The sequence below is a fragment of the Pseudoalteromonas sp. XMcav2-N genome, assembly GCF_024124545.1.
GTDB lineage: Bacteria > Pseudomonadota > Gammaproteobacteria > Enterobacterales > Alteromonadaceae > Pseudoalteromonas.
On record NZ_JAMXSF010000010.1, the window covers coordinates 108,878 to 124,132 of the forward strand.

Sequence of the window (15,255 nt, forward strand, 5' to 3'; positions counted from 1 at the left end):
AACCAAGTCCCCGTTTAAAACATATACAGGGAGGATTAAAGATGCAAGACCAGGCCTTGATTCTGTCAATGAAAGCTAAAGAGAAAACAACATTCAATAAACCAATACTAAGGAGTATTTAGACATGTATGCTCAAATAGATAAATTAAAGCAAAAAATTGAAAGTTCAATTTATAAGAAGAAAGACTGCACTGAACGAGATGTGTTTTCTCCTGATTCCATGACAAGGGGAATGAGACTGAATGGTGGGCCAAGTTTCCCCATACAACTCAATCATAAAAAACAAGGTAGTAAAACTGCGTCAAACAAGCAAAAACATCAAAAGGGTGAAAGGCAGCTGCAAATGTCACAAATAAGGGCAAGATTTAGACAGTTATACAACAGTGATTTTAGCAACAATCCATTCTGTAGAAACTGGGTGAGTAAGAACCGTGCATTATATGGAGAGAACTATTCACAATGGACAAGGCAAAAAATGTAACTTACAAACCTTATTATTAACTTTATAACAATGGATATAGACTATGTACACACCACAAACAGAAACAAAGAAAACAATTAACACAAATTTTAAGCTCATTGGTTTAAAAAAAGCAATGAAAAGCCACCCAACATCCGTCAAAAAAAAACTGAACAAATGTAAAGGTATGACGGTTGACAACAAGTACAATATTCAAAACGCTGGAACAGCATTTCCAATTCAGAGAATGAAAATAACCCTTACAAAAGGCAAGCTAAAACTACCCAGAATATACATGAACTCAATTGAACCTGAAAACTACATCGTAGCCGATCTAATACAAGATTTTGATGATTACTACGTGGAAATCAATCGAATGTGTAATGCGATGTCAATATTATGGGCAAAAACATGGGGGGACGAAGGAAACGTAGGTTTTTGGGATTTTACTGAAGAAGATCAAAAAACAATGGCTGTATGGGCAGCCACAGATTTGGAACCAATTAGTCAAGCAGAAAGAGTATCTACAGAGCTAGAAGCCAGTGAGATAGGCATAGATAACTTGGGCCGCCTTCTCGAAACTCTAGACGGCACGGATTTGGTACGAGGAGTATTAGCAAATGACGTACATGCTGTAGCGATAGTAATAAAAGACAATAATGTGCAGATTTATGACCCTATGGAAGGGGAAGTAATTATTGAACAGTCACTTGCAGATTTTATAGAGCAATTTAATACTTATGCTGAAACCTACAAGTGGGATTCGGCTATCATAAACTCCCCTACTCAATCAGCCTAAAAGAATGCAGTGGCGTTGTGATTTTGGCCACCTAAATAGAGGTGTTATTGAGCCAATGGGGTCAGGTCTTGCACCGTGCACAAATCACAAAACTGGCTATGATTAGTTAACCTTTTTAACTTTGTTGATTAATTATGAGCCGACCTTTGCGATTGGAATTTTCTGGTGCTTTGTATCATGTGACTTGAAGAGGCAATGAATGCAAAGAAATATTCAGAAATGAGATGACTTTGCTATTTTCATCAGCTTACTCGGTGAGGTGTGCATGCGCTTTAACTGGTAGTGTTCAGAATTCTGTGTCATTTCAGTATTATGATTGAATCTGGAGTGGCACATGACCCAAAACGTCGATCGACAAAGCCTTTAAGGCGCGCCAGGCTAGTCAGGATCTAACTGGCAAAGATGGCATTTTAACGCCGTCGATAAGGCTAATCACTGAAGTGGCTTTAAATGCTGAAAAAGATCACAGTTGAAGCAGCATTGAATGCAGAAATGGAGTTACACAGAACCTGTTACAGGATCCAAAAAATATCGGTTAGCTTATAAATCACCCACAGCCATAGGCATCAGTTAAACATCCCCTAAAGCATAAAAAATACCAAGCCCCGAGACATATTACTTACTAAGTTATTCACAACACAATCTGCCTACACGCAAAAGGATTAGTTATGGATACATTACATTCTGCACACAATACCAGTGACCAAGCACTGACAAGCTCTGTTGACTCCGAACAAGAGGCAACCGTCATAGTGCCTCAGCCAGACATAGATCAAACCACACCTCCTGCCAGTGTGGACATTTTCCCATCTCGTAAAACCACGGCTCTTGCTCTTATCGCCAGGTTTCTGGCTTTTTTCCCGGGTTTTACTAACCCACAGCGAGATGACGTGATTATTGCCAATCGCATTCTGAATTTTGGTCTGGAAGAAATAAAAACATCAGATCTGTCCGTTGCCAAAGAAGCCATGGACTCTGCGCGAGGTTTTTACAACAAGTACGCCAGTATATTAGGCCTGATCATCGGTAGTACAATCAGCGCGGGTATCGAGTGGCTACAGCATTCTTATCCCGAATATCAGGCTATTCGCGCAGCACATGTAGGCAGTGGCGTCATTGCCAGCTGGATAGTGAGCAATATTATGGGGGAATATGAAAGACGATTGCATCAGCTTAAAGAACGTCTTAATTAACTCACTACCGCACAACGACAACGCACACTCAGCAAAACAAATATCCTGCAACAAGGACAGCTAAAAAATGGCCCGACCTTGTTGCTTAGGAACAAAAACTAATCTCCTAAACCGCTTTTTCAATCAGAATCTTGTAATCATATGTAATATCAATCTATCACAGACTCAGCTAAGTTTTTCTGACTGATAGCAGGTCATGGCCGAGGCATTGCAACATCGTTTTCTAAACCTGCGAGAAGTTATATTGAGTTGTCTGCATACTGAACGTCGTAACTTTTACCAAGTCAGGTATTGCTGGTGTAGCTAAGCTGACTGCGCAACCCTCTCTTACAGTCAAACATATACAAGGAACTATCATGTCTAAAACGATTACCTACTACAATTCTGGCGCGATCCCACTGATAAACGCCAGCGAACTACCATATGATGTCGTGAATCTGGCATTCTTGTCTTCATCACACGACAATCCGTTTAACCTGATATTAAGTGGCGCCATCGCAGCGACTGATTCTAGCTTTACAGGGAGCACTATAGAGGCAATCAAGGCAATGCAACAAAAAGGGCAGAAAGTACTGATTTCCTTTGGCGGCGGCGACATGGATTTCAACGCTTATCGCCCACTGTCTGAGGACACGCCACGACTGGCCGATTCTCTCGCAAATTTTGTAAAAGAACATCAACTCGATGGTATTGATATTGATTACGAGGACACCGCAGCATTCACCGGTAATGCCGGGTACGACGGTGCACAATTCTTAATATCTTTGACTCAGGAGCTCAGAAAACGACTGCCCAGCCCCGACTATATTATTTCTCATGCACCTCAACCCCCTTACCTGGAACAAGGCGGTCCTATGGCTGGCTATATTGAGGTGGTAGAACAGGCTGGCCAGGATATTGACTGGCTAAATGTGCAGTTTTACAACAACCCACCATGGAGCGCTAACCCTGATCTGATAGTCAGCTCGTATCTCAACTACACCAAACTTCCGAACATGTCACCAGAAAAAATAGTGGCAGGTTTCCCTGTTTCTATGCACGATGCTGGTTCCGGGTACATGCCAGCACGCAATATAGTTAACGAGGTCATTGTTCCTATTCAAAATACCTCTCAATTGGGTGGTATCATGAACTGGCAATTCTCAAGTGACCAAAATGGCCTCTGGATCGAAACGATTTCACAAGCGCTAAAATAGCTAAAATAAAAAGCAGTTAAGCTGATATTAGGCCGTCTTTTGACGGCCTTTTTCGTTTCGCATATCAAAATAAGAAAATAAAACTCGAGTAAGTAACATATACCAATTCAACCCCCATTTTTACCAAGTTGGTAAAAGAAACCTCTTTTATAGTTAATTCAACCAAATCGATTACTTGGTTTTACAACTCCCACATCAATGACACTTAACTTTAGAGGTTTTATTATGAGTAACGCACCCGCTTTAGGTTCCAAAGATAATCCAGGCTATGTCAAAATAACCAACACACCTGAGTTACAACATGCATATTCAACCGTCGCGCACCCACATTCAAAAGGCTTTATCTATAATGGTACAATGAAACCAAGTATTGCAGACAAGTACAAAAGCGAAGGTTACACCTTTTGTATGCGAAACCTAAACCAGTCAGATGGTTCCAGTCAATATATCCCCTTAACGGCACAAGAAACCAACAGAATAACAGGCACAAATGACCAGCACGGCTATGAATTAGCTTTAATGCCTGTATATATTCTGGACTCCTCAGCACTTACTAACAAAACAACGTCGGGCAACACTGCACCAACCCCGTCAGCAGTTGCTGCCGATGTACTTAGCGCACTTAGTACAGCTGCTATTCCAATCGGCACTACCGTCTGGTTGCAATTGACCAAAGCTGATAAGGGTGTCACTTCTGACCAGATTCAGGCGATAGAACATCAAATTTTTCAATCTGGTTACTCAGTAGGAATATTGGGCGACGAAGTGCAACAACAGCAGCAAACTAATGCTCGGGTACTTGAATCTACCTATACGCCGTTTGAGCAATCCGGTAGCGGCGCCAAAGTACGCACTATAACGATAGGTGACAATACGGGATCATTCCCGATTTACTGGGCAGTTCAGTAACGCCTTTTTTCCCATATGAGCAGGTATGCCAACGCCCCCCTGCTCTTAATACAGGTCACTTCCTATGCGTACCCTACTCCTATATACCGTTCAGCCGGGCGATACTTTGGCTTTGATCAGCATCTCACTGAGAGCGAGTGCTGGTATTTCACCTGTCGACATCGAGAGACTGAACCCAACCTTGTTATCAGAAGAATTACCTAGCGAAACGACTATCAAAATCCCTTACTTTAAGGCAAGTGGGCATTTTTACTATGAAACAATGAAAGGTGACACGCTACATTCAATTTGTGACGCGCTGGCAAATGTAGCAGGCGTTACTGTCATGGACCTCATAGAGCACAATGCACACGCTGATCTCAGCAAGTTAAAGCCAGGTCAGGTTTTAATGATCCCATTTACACCAAAAATCAGGTATACGACGGCACATCATTGCGTCGAAACACCACCGGGTTAAGGCCACTGTTTTCATTAAAATTACCAAAAGATTCCTCATAGTTACCAGCCGGATCCTGCAAGCTCCAAGCTACACTCACAGGAATAAACCCGCTGACTAATGTCGTCAATCAAGACAATGAGGAATATCCCATGTGGCAACCCGCACCCAAAGGGCCTGAACTCTCTCCTTCGAACGCCGCACAAAATGCACATGACTTAGAAAACGAATGTTTGTGGCTGGAAAGGACCATTCAGTTTAGAGTTTCACGCTATTTTAGTTCACCTGAGGAGCCAACTGCATTAACACCGCCAGAAACGGCACCGGAACCTCCGTCCACCACATCAACATCGCAGGATTATGGCTCTCCGTTTGCGGCTACTGTCTTTCCACACAATCCAACCGCAGTTGAACGGCTGGTCATCATTCTTGCCCTGGTGCCCGTTATCCGGCCCAGCCTGTTTGACATTTTTCTTTCTATAAATGAACAGACCAATAGACCTTTTACAGAGTTCGGCATTGTGGAATCGCAGGGCCAACTGCTGGCCACGGGAACAACAGCCTCGTTTTTGTTTAATGGTACACAATTATCAACGCAATTTGAGATATTAGAGCGACTATGTAGCAGCGCTTTACTCAAAAAAATACTGAGCTCAGAGCCAGATCAGGCAGAGCGCCCTGTGTTACATACCGCGCTCACACTAAAACCTGAATATGTGCAACTGTTCACCACAGGGGAACCTTATCAACCAGAAACCAGTCATCACTTTCCGGCCAGTCTTGTCAGTTCTGTGCTGGAGTGGGACGATTTAAAACTTCCCGATACCACCAGGGCACAGCTCGATGAAATCGTAGCCTGGGTGCAACATGGCGAAACGCTGCGTTCGCACTGGCACATTGGCCGGCAGATCAGACCGGGCTACCGGGCACTCTTCTATGGCCCACCAGGCACAGGTAAAACACTCACCGCGAGTGTGCTGGGTAAGGCACTGAATCACCCAGTTTACAAAGTAGACTTGTCACTGATCACCTCCAAGTACATCGGCGAAACAGAAAAAAACCTCGAGCAGTTATTCACTCTGGCAGAGCATAGGAATTGGATCCTGTTTTTCGATGAAGCCGATGCCCTGTTTGGTAAACGCTTACAAACCAGCTCATCAAACGACCAATTTGCTAACCAGAACGTCGCCTACTTATTGCAACGCATTGAACACTTTAACGGCGTTGTGATCCTTGCTTCCAATTATAAAGACAACATAGACGATGCGTTTTTCCGCCGCTTTGAATCCATTGTTGAGTTTCAGGCCCCAAAAGCAGAGCAGCGCTTTGAAATATGGCAAAGCGGACTGTGCGATCAATCTCGTTTGTCACCAGATGTGTGCCTTGCCAGACTCTCGCAACAATACCCACTCAGTGGTGCCGACATTATCAATGTGTTGCGTTTTGTGTCACTCAGGCTGCTGGCACAAAACCGCAAAGAGATACAACTTAAAGATATCAAAGACGGGATAGCCCGCCTGTCAGAGCATCAAACCTCGCTGAGGTGGTAACACGGTGAGCGGCTGTCTCCACATTTGGCAGTACACACGGTGATATCAATATACAATGCCTCTTATGCACTAATCGTAACTTTTACCAAGTTGGTAAAAGCACTCAGGGGTATAGTTAGAAACGCCAACATATGTTGGAAATGTCAATTGAGTTACTAGCCCTGTTGCGTGGAATTATGGAGCCCCGTATCGGGGCTACTTTGTTTCTTTGCCAATGCTTGTCACTGCACCAGATAGAGCAAGTATTAAAAACCGACGATATACTGTTAAAACTGAGCGTCTAAAAAGCCATTAAATATACCACTAGTTCAACAAGTTAAACCAAAACTTCACCGTCACAACACGCTAAATTATTCCTTACTTATTAACGCAAAACAGCAACTAACCATTAAGGAATAAATCATGGCATTTCCAACTTCAGTAAACGACCAAATCACAGATTCTGTTACTCAGGCCAATGTCAAAGTGCTGGGTGATGCGCCTGCTATGTCGATGGGTAATCTGTTTCAGGCTACCTCTCAGGCACTCGCCAATGCAGCGCATAACGCAACCACTGCACAGCAACAAATGGCAGTGACAGCGCAGGCAGCTACAACCATGGGCGTCACAACACTATATTCAATTGACACTGCGTCTACAGGGATTGCAACTACAAAGATCCTGGGTAGTTAACCACTCACCAAACCTGTATTTAGCCTAATGAATTTAGAGGCATTACACTCACTGAAGTGCTGTGCTCCATCAGCACTTCCTCACTCCCGGAGAGAAAATTATGAACGAATTGAACACCGACGGAGCTGCTGTTGACCCGCCTGCCCATCCTGAAAAAAACACAGCTCCACAGTCAACTCACTCAGTTCAAGTGACAGACCCTCAAGTGGACGCAGAGCAAACATGTGACGCTGAAAACGATCTAAAGCATGACAACAAACAGCCTGTTCAGCGTCAGCCAGAAGAAAAGCTCGCTGAGCAAACTCTGCAACGTAACACTTATGACTACATTTATGCATTGGGTCAGGTAGATATCGTCTTCCCCAATGAAGGGATCAAGCGACAATTTCTAAGTGCTGCGACAGAGTTAGGCGTTGACGACAAAGCCTACTATGCCGTGTTCACCAACCTATCTCAGCCAGTTGATAGCCCCTCGAGGAACAGGTACTTGTATCTGGCAGAACAGGTAGACTGGGTATTGTCAATCAAGCAAGCGCACAGCTATGTGTTAAACCCGGCAACACCCGCTGAGTTACAGGCGCTTATTGAAGCATTACAGCCTCCTAAGAATACGCTGGAGACGGTTTATACCTGTGTGATTGGCCATATCACTAGCAGCCATAGCTCGCTGGATTTACCCGAGGTGGTCTGTCAGCAAATTTACCATCACACTTTATCCCAGTTGCACCACACCATTCAAAAAATATCGAGAGCTGAGACCAACGCCATTCAAGATGTCATCAGAGCGCTGGAGGTTGAGCCAAACCCGGGGCGTAGCGATTTCGACAGAGCCAAAAACTTCGTTGCCTTTCGATACCCCGATATCTATGCTCAAACGCATAAAATGAACGCAGGGGCTAATTCACTCCCCAGCGCATCTCTCGTTAGGATCACCTTTAGCCGATTTGATGCGCTGTCCGACCACCGAATTGTGGATATCACACTGACCTATAAAGAAAATACCTCCACCAGGCACCATTATTATTTCTGTCGGGTCGATGTCAGTGGTCTGTATCCCTTTATCAATACAGAAATACAGTCATTCATGCCGCTTCAGACTATGTAGCGACAGATTTTCGGCTAAGGAAACTCACAATGAATACGCCCACTAACCATTCCGCGCCAGTGCAGCGCGTTGCAGAGTATGATAGCGGTGAGCTTATCTATGCAATCGGAAAAATACAGCCCAGCTTCCCTACTTTAAACCTCGAAAAACAATATGAAGCTGCGGCACAGTCAATCAAAGCCAGCCCGGACGACTTTCACACCGTCTTTAATTATCAGGTTAAAACTGATAATCAGCCGCAACTAACATATCGGCCATTTTTGTACCTGGCACAGCAGGCAACCTGGGTACTGACAATTAATCTGATCGATACTTATGTCCTTACCCCCGATACACCCACTCAACTGGATGCACTCATCAATACCACCAGTCAGGCGCAAGCAACCTACATTGTAAATGGCCAAATGACCGGGCTCGATATCCCGTATTACAGCGATGGCACCGCTCTGCCCATGGTCTGTGTCAAGCACCTGATTGACAGTGCAGATATCACAGTGCCAACATTAACCGACGGCCAATTGGCCAGTAGCCAGTTGCCATTACCAGTCCTTAAACCCAATGTGGGTTTGAGCGCTAAAGACAGAGCCAGTAATTATTTCCTGAGTCACTTCTATCAGATTGTGATCACTAACGAACGCACTTTACTGCTTCAGGATGTGCAAGCGATTCATGTTCAGCCTTCAAGTGCAGAACCCGCGCGGCACAGTTTTGAGTTTATCATGACCAGTTCAGAGCGCATGCGTTATGCCTGTAGCATTGATGTCACCAATCAATATCCTTTTGTCTCATCACGGCTTTCGCCGTTTGCAAAAAGTAATTAAGGAGGTCCTATGACTTTAACTATTACCGATCAGCAAAATACGCCGTTACTTCATTCGGATACAGCTCAGCGTATGTTTGCTGCGGATCCCGATATGCAAACACCACGACAACCCGACCAGTACGCCTATGCCGTTGGGTTTATAAACGCAAAGTTCCCCAATCTAAACCTGGAAAAAGAGCTCTACCAGAATAGCCTCCTCGGCAGCAACGAAACCCAGTTACCTATGCTTGAAAACATCAATGATGACATCGCACTGCAACGATTGAATCGAAATAACCAGCTATACCAAACGCTGTTTAAGGGGTTAAATCAGGCTAAAAATCGGTATATTGCTTATAGCATGCAGTGGGTGCTGGACAATCGCTATAATGAACAAATGTATACTCTGCTCATCCCAACGGATGAACTGCTTACACAATGCATTACGGCACTTGGGCGGGCACAAAACGATGAAGCGGCTCAAATGGTGGTTATTGGGCAATTACAACCCTATAACACCATACAGGTACAGGCCATCGTGCCAGTCAGTGCACTCCCCTTTGGTGACGTGTTACACGGAGATAACCACGGCAAAGAGCAATTTCAAAATCTGGTAACAGAGATCACCTCACTCGACATATCCGCAGGTGATACCGATGCAACACGCGCGCTTAATTATACGCTGTACAATAACCCGACTGTTTATCAGCAGTCTTACCACTTGTGCTATCAGAGTCGCCGGGATGGTCCCAACCCCAATGGCTACCAATTGGTGAATGTAGACGTGCAAACCAGTCAAAGTGGCGACAGACTGGTCGCCGATGTGATCTTTGCCTACCAGGGCATTAACACAGGCGCGCTGCAATTCTGGCGTAGCAGGGTTGATGTCACCGGAGAATATCCGTTTATGGTATCATCCTGGGAGCAATACCTGCCAAGCAGCCAACAATAATTGTTTAACTGCCGCGGTCCTCTTCCATGACTAAGAAATATCGTGGCAGGTCAGTTATGCATTCTGTATCAATTGGTGCAGTTCGGGTTACCTGACGTCTTTTCGGCATTACTAGCCAATCACGTTACGGACCTCGGGCTGTTGAATACCTTGCTTACTTCTCCAGAATTCTGAGTCGGGAAAGCGTTGTTCACGACGATAATACCCAAACAGCTCATTGAGATAACTGTTGTAGATTTCAGTCATGGACTTACTGTATAGGTGTAAAGCAGTAGTTTCACCGTTGAGTGCCGCTAATATAGCCTGCGACGCTTTTTCTGCCATATAGATTGCCGTTGTCATACCATGAGAAGACAAAGGATCAAAAGCCATGGCAGCATCACCTGCCAGCAACCAGTTCTTACCATTCAAACGTCCCATTATATGACTACTTGCATTGATGGCTTTTACCGTAAAAGGCTGTTCGGGCAATGCGTTGTAAAAGCATGGCGTGTTGACTGCTATATCATGCCAGTTACGACTATGTTTGAGTTGACTAAAACCGGGAGTATGCTGATTGCAGAAAATTGCCAACATACTTTGCTCTGCATTCAGGCGAGATATCAGCGTCCAGCCGTGCTCAAAGGCCTCGACCACCACAGATGGTGATAATCCCTTCAGATTGAAAGGGCTCGGTACGTTGGCAACAAAAGCCGTCAGTTTGTCGAATGTGTGTCTTGGCAGGTTTAATACTCGGGGCAAGTATCCTTGCCGGCCACTGGCATCGACAATAAACCGACTCTCCAGACTATGTTCAGACCCATCCTGCGCCGATTTTACCCGACAGAACCAGACATCGTCGTGCTCAGAAACCTCAACGACTTTTCCATTAAACAGACACTTCTCAGGTAGTCGTGTCTGAATTTGTGTCGTCAGCACCGATTTATCGACTTTCCAGCCGTGATGGCGGTCACTCAGAGGCGCTTCACGCAGTACCGGCTCTCCCCAAGACGAAATCTGCCCAGAGTGCATAGAGTGCGGCTCCTGCTGGAGTAATTCAAGCAGTCCCAGCCGGTGCATCATGGGCTCTGCGCTGGCAGGCATGCTCTCAGCAAGACGCATAACGGGTGCACTCCGGGGGTCAACGATTACCACTTTCAGACCCTGCCTGAACAATTGCCAGGCAGTGACAGTGCCCGATATCCCGCCACCTACAATAACGCAATCATACTTATTGCTCACACACATATTACTTCCTCAATGATGAGAAGCACCTTAGTGCTTCTCAACGCTACTGCTAGTCCTTGTCGGCTTCGCTGTATGCGACATACACCACATTTGGTATGCCAGACGTCCCTGGATTATCCACCGGCCGGGCCATAACCATCGCCATATTCTTCCACTGGCTGACCATCTGGATCAATCCATTGGTATAACCACCTTCAGCATGGTAGCCCACAAACCCGAGGTCAGCAGTATGCAACCAATCAAGACGTTGCGAAAACTGCTCCAGACGCAAGTGTTCAAAGGTCTCTTGAGACATACCCTGTGCCACGGAGTGTTGCATGCCGTTGATAGTCGGCGCATCCACTGACTGACTGTCTTTAAACTTGTTATATCTGGCCAGTGGCAGGATATGAACAGGCAGGTTTGCTGCCCACCACGAAGGGATTGGGAAGTCTTCCGGCGTATAGACTGCCTGGCAACTCGCGGCATCCGATTGCCAGGGGATCCCCATCCATTTAGTCAGATCGCCAGGGGTGTTTTGCCACAGCCAGGCGGCTTTAGAGTCGGGAATAATTGACTCCGCTACATTCTCCACACTGATGATATGACCAAAATCCTGATACATGTTGGCAGAAGCCAGACCGGCTGGATCTTGTCTCAGTCTGAACTCTCTCAAACCCAGCAAGTTAATCTCAGGTGTGACGCCGCCCTGGTACTGGTTGTTACTGTAAATAAGATCATGACGCATAGGCCAGGTCAGCTCTACGCCAGGATGAAACCCACCACCATACAAGGCATCCAGGGCACCGCGAGCACACAGCAATGCACTGTTTTCAGAGCGCTGGAACACCTCACTGTAGAAGAGCCCTAGTTCATCTATGGTTGCTGCACAGGCTTTCTCAGCATCAGTTACACTGAAGTCACCGTTCGCCCAGTTTTGCAGGTGCTGATACATAAACGGAGGAATTGCAAACCACTGTACCGGGCTGCCAGGATAATCAACGCCATCATTGGGATAAAATGGAATTTGCAATCGGGACGTTGCTGGCTCATTTGCAATATTGGTAGCGTCTTTACTCGGAATAATACGGCTGGTGCTGACCCACTCACTGCTCGACTGGCCCGCGTCTTCAATGTCAACATCCTGATCAAACAGTGGGTTTCTGAACTGTTTGAAAATGCTCTCTCTAAGTGTTTTTTCTGTCGCCGAACTTTCCAGTAAGCGGCCAAAAGCCCCTTCACTGTTAAGTTCACGAATTTGTGTGTTCACTGCGTTGTCAGTAAAGTCCGCCTGATTAACCCATTGCATTCTGTATAGTCGATACAAAATGGGGAAAACATCGCTGAACTGAGTGTTTAACTGAGCCAGTTCTTTTTCTTTCAATGATGCCCCCGACACCATGTCATACATAGTCACCAAAGGCTCTATCTGAGGTGCATAATCCGGAGGTGTGGTCGCAACCCAGGCACTGTCCGATTCACTGTCGATGGTGAAAGTATCGCCATTTTTCAACTCTACCACGGCAGTAACACGGCCATCGCAAATATCATCGAACCAGTTAGAATTATCCGCAAAGTCCGTATTCAATGAAGACGGGGATAGCGCCTGTGAAATGCCATCACCCGCAAAAAAGGTCATTACTCCCTCACGGCTACACTCTATGGTCCCCTGAAGTACATTGTGCCTTTGTGACATATTGAGCAAATCACTCAGGCGGTTTTGCGAGTCGGGTTCATTGGCGGGAAATTTACCACGCAGTGGTACTTGTGTATCCGCTTCGCTCGACACACAACCCTGACTGGCAATGACGAGTTGTCTGCGCAAGCCGTGCGTGATCACATTAGGGTTACGTCTTTTCGCAGTCTGTGCGGGAGCAAGACGGTGTTTACTGACATTCTGGCTCAGGTTACCTGTGCCCTCTGTCATTAACGACAAATCGAGCGCGTTATTATAGTCGTACCAGAACGACTTTTTATTCGCGACCTCAACATGCCACGTTACCTTGTCTCCCGCCTCAAGCTTGAGTTTTTCGGTTGGGTTGCCATTTTCATCACACTGATAAATATAAAAATTCTGAGCCTGCTTTTTCACTGCATGTAAATAGTGGTCGCTCAGGACTTTAAGTATCGCTTTTCTGACTAATGCAATAAACCCATCGGCATCGCTTACCGTTTCCAGTGCCAGGTCGTCCAGCGCACGGATGATTTGTGGTGCAGCTACCATGTGAGACAAACTCAATATCCCCACGACCCTTGCTGTTTTCGCTGACTCCAGTGTTTTTTTACCACTGGCACTAAACGATTGATAAATTTCTTCAAGTTCTTTTCTGGCATCCTGATTTAGCACATTGTCAACCAATGAAACCAATTCTTGCTCGGTGACCAGATACTGAACCTCAGTATCGTACAAATGCGCCCAGGGTACTTCGGGAGTCTGGATCGCCAACGATTTTACCGCAGGTCCGTTACCAACCCGCGCGATACCCAGTGGCGGATAAATTTTGTATTTGCTGTTTGACATGTTAGTTCCTTCGCCTTGTGGACCAAATATAAAGATAGGACACTGCGTTAAGTGCGCTTTTGTGCCACTAGCTCGATTTCAATGAGTGCTTTGTTTTGTTGATGCTTTTGGGTCAATACACCCAATGCCATGGAGCGCGCAGGATAGCTGCCATGCTGTGGACCGAAATATTCTCGGTACACCTGATTGAATTGCTCAAAGTCATCTTCGGTATGCAAAAAACCGTTAACTTTAATCACGTCCTGAAAAGTACACCCGACGCTGGCCAGGGTGACAGTCAGTAACTCAAAAATTGTCTTGGTCTGGTCAACGATATTCTCTGACTGAATATAGCCATTAACCTCAGCATTCTGGCCTGACACAAAGACCAAATCACCAACAACCCGACAGGGTGGATAAAGGGGAGCCTGAACCGCTTCAATAGACATAATTCCTCCTTAAGAAATTGCCGTAGATATGCATGAAAACCGACTGGCAACACATTCAACTGCGAATAGGTCTCAGTCGTAAAAACTGGGCTAAAGTCTAGAGAGAAACTAAAATTATTCCATTACAAGCTGTTACACCTGGAAGATAAACACGGGACCTCAACACATCGAATACAAATTGAATAGCTCAGTATGGCGCGAGACGACGTCTGTGAGTGGGAAAGATTTATATGAGTAAAAACAAAGCGTAATGAAAAAACATTACGCTTTGTTCAATCGCGTTACTTCAATTTCGCGGCGATACCAGCTACGTGTTGACCCTGAAACTTCGCCAACGCAAGCTCTTTGTCAGATGGCTGGCGGCTGCCATCTGCACCCGCAATACAGGCAGCACCGAGTGGCGATCCGCCTCTGACTTCAGAAATATCTGTCAGCTCAGCTGCAGCATAGGGTAAACCCACCACCACCATACCATGATGGAACAGGGTCGTATGAAAAGACTGTATGGTGGTTTCGTTACCGCCACCCGTACCGGTAGAGGTAAACACACTACCGACTTTACCAATCAGCTTACCGGCTGCCCACAAGCCACCCGTTTGATCCAAGAAATTGCGCATTTGCGATGCCATATTGCCAAAGCGTGTTGGTGTGCCGAAAATAATGGCATCATAGTTTTCCAACTCTGCCGGCGCAGCAATCTCAGCGGCCTGATCCAGCTTAACCCCTGCATTTTTAGCCACCTCTTCCGGCATTAACTCAGCAACACGTTTGATTGTCACTTGTACGCCTTCAACTGAACCGGCACCTTCAGCAACGGCTTGTGCCATGGTTTCAATGTGACCATAGCTTGAATAATATAAAACCAGTACTTTCGTCATCTTCGTTTCTCCGTGAGTTGCCGCGGCGTGTCCCGGCAACATATGTTTTAACCAGCTAAGCATGTGTGATCACTTCTTTCGTTAAGTATAGGCACGAGTGCCTGTAGACCATGGTCATGATTACATAGTTGATTAAGAACGTAATTAC

General features: G+C 45.7%; 15 protein-coding genes. 11 read left to right on the plus strand and 4 right to left on the minus strand.

The features are described 5' to 3' along the window. Nucleotides 1-124 precede the first annotated feature (124 nt). The 11 genes from NH568_RS14165 to NH568_RS14215 all read left to right on the plus strand — a co-directional run bounded on the left by NH568_RS14165 (nucleotide 125) and on the right by NH568_RS14215 (nucleotide 10,074). Entirely contained in the window at nucleotides 125-481 is a 357-nt protein-coding gene (locus NH568_RS14165; protein WP_253048300.1) for a hypothetical protein, read from the plus strand. Nucleotides 482-524: 43 nt separating this feature from the next. After that, nucleotides 525-1,259, plus strand: a complete 735-nt coding sequence (locus NH568_RS14170; RefSeq protein WP_253048301.1) for a hypothetical protein — start codon at nucleotides 525-527, stop codon at nucleotides 1,257-1,259. Between the two features lie 668 nt (nucleotides 1,260-1,927). Beyond that, nucleotides 1,928-2,452: a hypothetical protein gene (locus NH568_RS14175; protein WP_253048302.1), complete on the plus strand. Its 525-nt coding sequence runs from the start codon at nucleotides 1,928-1,930 to the stop codon at nucleotides 2,450-2,452. Nucleotides 2,453-2,808: 356 nt separating this feature from the next. Then, nucleotides 2,809-3,648, plus strand: coding sequence for a glycosyl hydrolase family 18 protein (locus NH568_RS14180; protein WP_253048303.1), 840 nt, complete (start codon nucleotides 2,809-2,811; stop codon nucleotides 3,646-3,648). A 225-nt stretch (nucleotides 3,649-3,873) separates the two neighbouring features. Continuing rightward, complete coding sequence (locus tag NH568_RS14185) at nucleotides 3,874-4,557, plus strand: hypothetical protein (protein ID WP_253048304.1); 684 nt, start codon at nucleotides 3,874-3,876, stop codon at nucleotides 4,555-4,557. Nucleotides 4,558-4,621: 64 nt separating this feature from the next. Beyond that, nucleotides 4,622-5,014 carry a LysM domain-containing protein gene (locus NH568_RS14190; protein ID WP_253048305.1) on the plus strand — a complete coding sequence of 131 codons (393 nt, stop codon included), beginning with the start codon at nucleotides 4,622-4,624 and terminating at the stop codon, nucleotides 5,012-5,014. A 131-nt stretch (nucleotides 5,015-5,145) separates the two neighbouring features. After that, nucleotides 5,146-6,543, plus strand: coding sequence for an ATP-binding protein (locus NH568_RS14195; RefSeq protein ID WP_253048306.1), 1,398 nt, complete (start codon nucleotides 5,146-5,148; stop codon nucleotides 6,541-6,543). Nucleotides 6,544-6,945: 402 nt separating this feature from the next. Beyond that, entirely contained in the window at nucleotides 6,946-7,215 is a 270-nt protein-coding gene (locus NH568_RS14200) for a RebB family R body protein (RefSeq protein ID WP_253048307.1), read from the plus strand. A 100-nt stretch (nucleotides 7,216-7,315) separates the two neighbouring features. Further along, nucleotides 7,316-8,320, plus strand: coding sequence for a hypothetical protein (locus tag NH568_RS14205; RefSeq protein ID WP_253048308.1), 1,005 nt, complete (start codon nucleotides 7,316-7,318; stop codon nucleotides 8,318-8,320). Nucleotides 8,321-8,349: 29 nt separating this feature from the next. Further along, nucleotides 8,350-9,141 carry a hypothetical protein gene (locus NH568_RS14210; protein WP_253048309.1) on the plus strand — a complete coding sequence of 264 codons (792 nt, stop codon included), beginning with the start codon at nucleotides 8,350-8,352 and terminating at the stop codon, nucleotides 9,139-9,141. Between the two features lie 9 nt (nucleotides 9,142-9,150). Continuing rightward, nucleotides 9,151-10,074, plus strand: coding sequence for a hypothetical protein (locus NH568_RS14215; protein WP_253048311.1), 924 nt, complete (start codon nucleotides 9,151-9,153; stop codon nucleotides 10,072-10,074). A 111-nt stretch (nucleotides 10,075-10,185) separates the two neighbouring features. Here the strand turns inward: NH568_RS14215 and NH568_RS14220 are convergent, their stop codons facing one another. From NH568_RS14220 to wrbA, 4 genes are all read right to left on the minus strand, one after another. After that, complete coding sequence (locus NH568_RS14220; RefSeq protein WP_253048313.1) at nucleotides 10,186-11,295, minus strand: FAD-dependent oxidoreductase; 1,110 nt, start codon at nucleotides 11,293-11,295, stop codon at nucleotides 10,186-10,188. 55 nt (nucleotides 11,296-11,350) lie between these two features. Continuing rightward, nucleotides 11,351-13,801 (minus strand): LodA/GoxA family CTQ-dependent oxidase, encoded by a 2,451-nt coding sequence (locus NH568_RS14225; RefSeq protein WP_253048314.1) that lies wholly within the window; start codon nucleotides 13,799-13,801, stop codon nucleotides 11,351-11,353. 47 nt (nucleotides 13,802-13,848) lie between these two features. Continuing rightward, on the minus strand, nucleotides 13,849-14,229 hold the full coding sequence (locus NH568_RS14230; RefSeq protein WP_253048315.1) for a RidA family protein: 381 nt from the start codon (nucleotides 14,227-14,229) through the stop codon (nucleotides 13,849-13,851). A gap of 281 nt (nucleotides 14,230-14,510) precedes the next feature. After that, nucleotides 14,511-15,107 carry an NAD(P)H:quinone oxidoreductase gene (gene wrbA / locus NH568_RS14235; RefSeq protein WP_253048317.1) on the minus strand — a complete coding sequence of 199 codons (597 nt, stop codon included), beginning with the start codon at nucleotides 15,105-15,107 and terminating at the stop codon, nucleotides 14,511-14,513. Nucleotides 15,108-15,255: the final 148 nt, after the last annotated feature.

What these genes read in the sequence shown, in the direction of transcription:
- NH568_RS14165 (WP_253048300.1), top strand. Translation starts at nt 125, where the DNA reads ATGTATGCTCAAATAGATAAATTAAAGCAAAAAATTGAAAGTTCAATT.
- NH568_RS14170 (WP_253048301.1), top strand. Translation starts at nt 525, where the DNA reads ATGTACACACCACAAACAGAAACAAAGAAAACAATTAACACAAATTTT.
- NH568_RS14175 (WP_253048302.1), top strand. Translation starts at nt 1,928, where the DNA reads ATGGATACATTACATTCTGCACACAATACCAGTGACCAAGCACTGACA.
- NH568_RS14180 (WP_253048303.1), top strand. Translation starts at nt 2,809, where the DNA reads ATGTCTAAAACGATTACCTACTACAATTCTGGCGCGATCCCACTGATA.
- NH568_RS14185 (WP_253048304.1), top strand. Translation starts at nt 3,874, where the DNA reads ATGAGTAACGCACCCGCTTTAGGTTCCAAAGATAATCCAGGCTATGTC.
- NH568_RS14190 (WP_253048305.1), top strand. Translation starts at nt 4,622, where the DNA reads ATGCGTACCCTACTCCTATATACCGTTCAGCCGGGCGATACTTTGGCT.
- NH568_RS14195 (WP_253048306.1), top strand. Translation starts at nt 5,146, where the DNA reads ATGTGGCAACCCGCACCCAAAGGGCCTGAACTCTCTCCTTCGAACGCC.
- NH568_RS14200 (WP_253048307.1), top strand. Translation starts at nt 6,946, where the DNA reads ATGGCATTTCCAACTTCAGTAAACGACCAAATCACAGATTCTGTTACT.
- NH568_RS14205 (WP_253048308.1), top strand. Translation starts at nt 7,316, where the DNA reads ATGAACGAATTGAACACCGACGGAGCTGCTGTTGACCCGCCTGCCCAT.
- NH568_RS14210 (WP_253048309.1), top strand. Translation starts at nt 8,350, where the DNA reads ATGAATACGCCCACTAACCATTCCGCGCCAGTGCAGCGCGTTGCAGAG.
- NH568_RS14215 (WP_253048311.1), top strand. Translation starts at nt 9,151, where the DNA reads ATGACTTTAACTATTACCGATCAGCAAAATACGCCGTTACTTCATTCG.
- NH568_RS14225 (WP_253048314.1), bottom strand. Translation starts at nt 13,801, where the DNA reads ATGTCAAACAGCAAATACAAAATTTATCCGCCACTGGGTATCGCGCGG.
- NH568_RS14230 (WP_253048315.1), bottom strand. Translation starts at nt 14,229, where the DNA reads ATGTCTATTGAAGCGGTTCAGGCTCCCCTTTATCCACCCTGTCGGGTT.
- wrbA (WP_253048317.1), bottom strand. Translation starts at nt 15,107, where the DNA reads ATGACGAAAGTACTGGTTTTATATTATTCAAGCTATGGTCACATTGAA.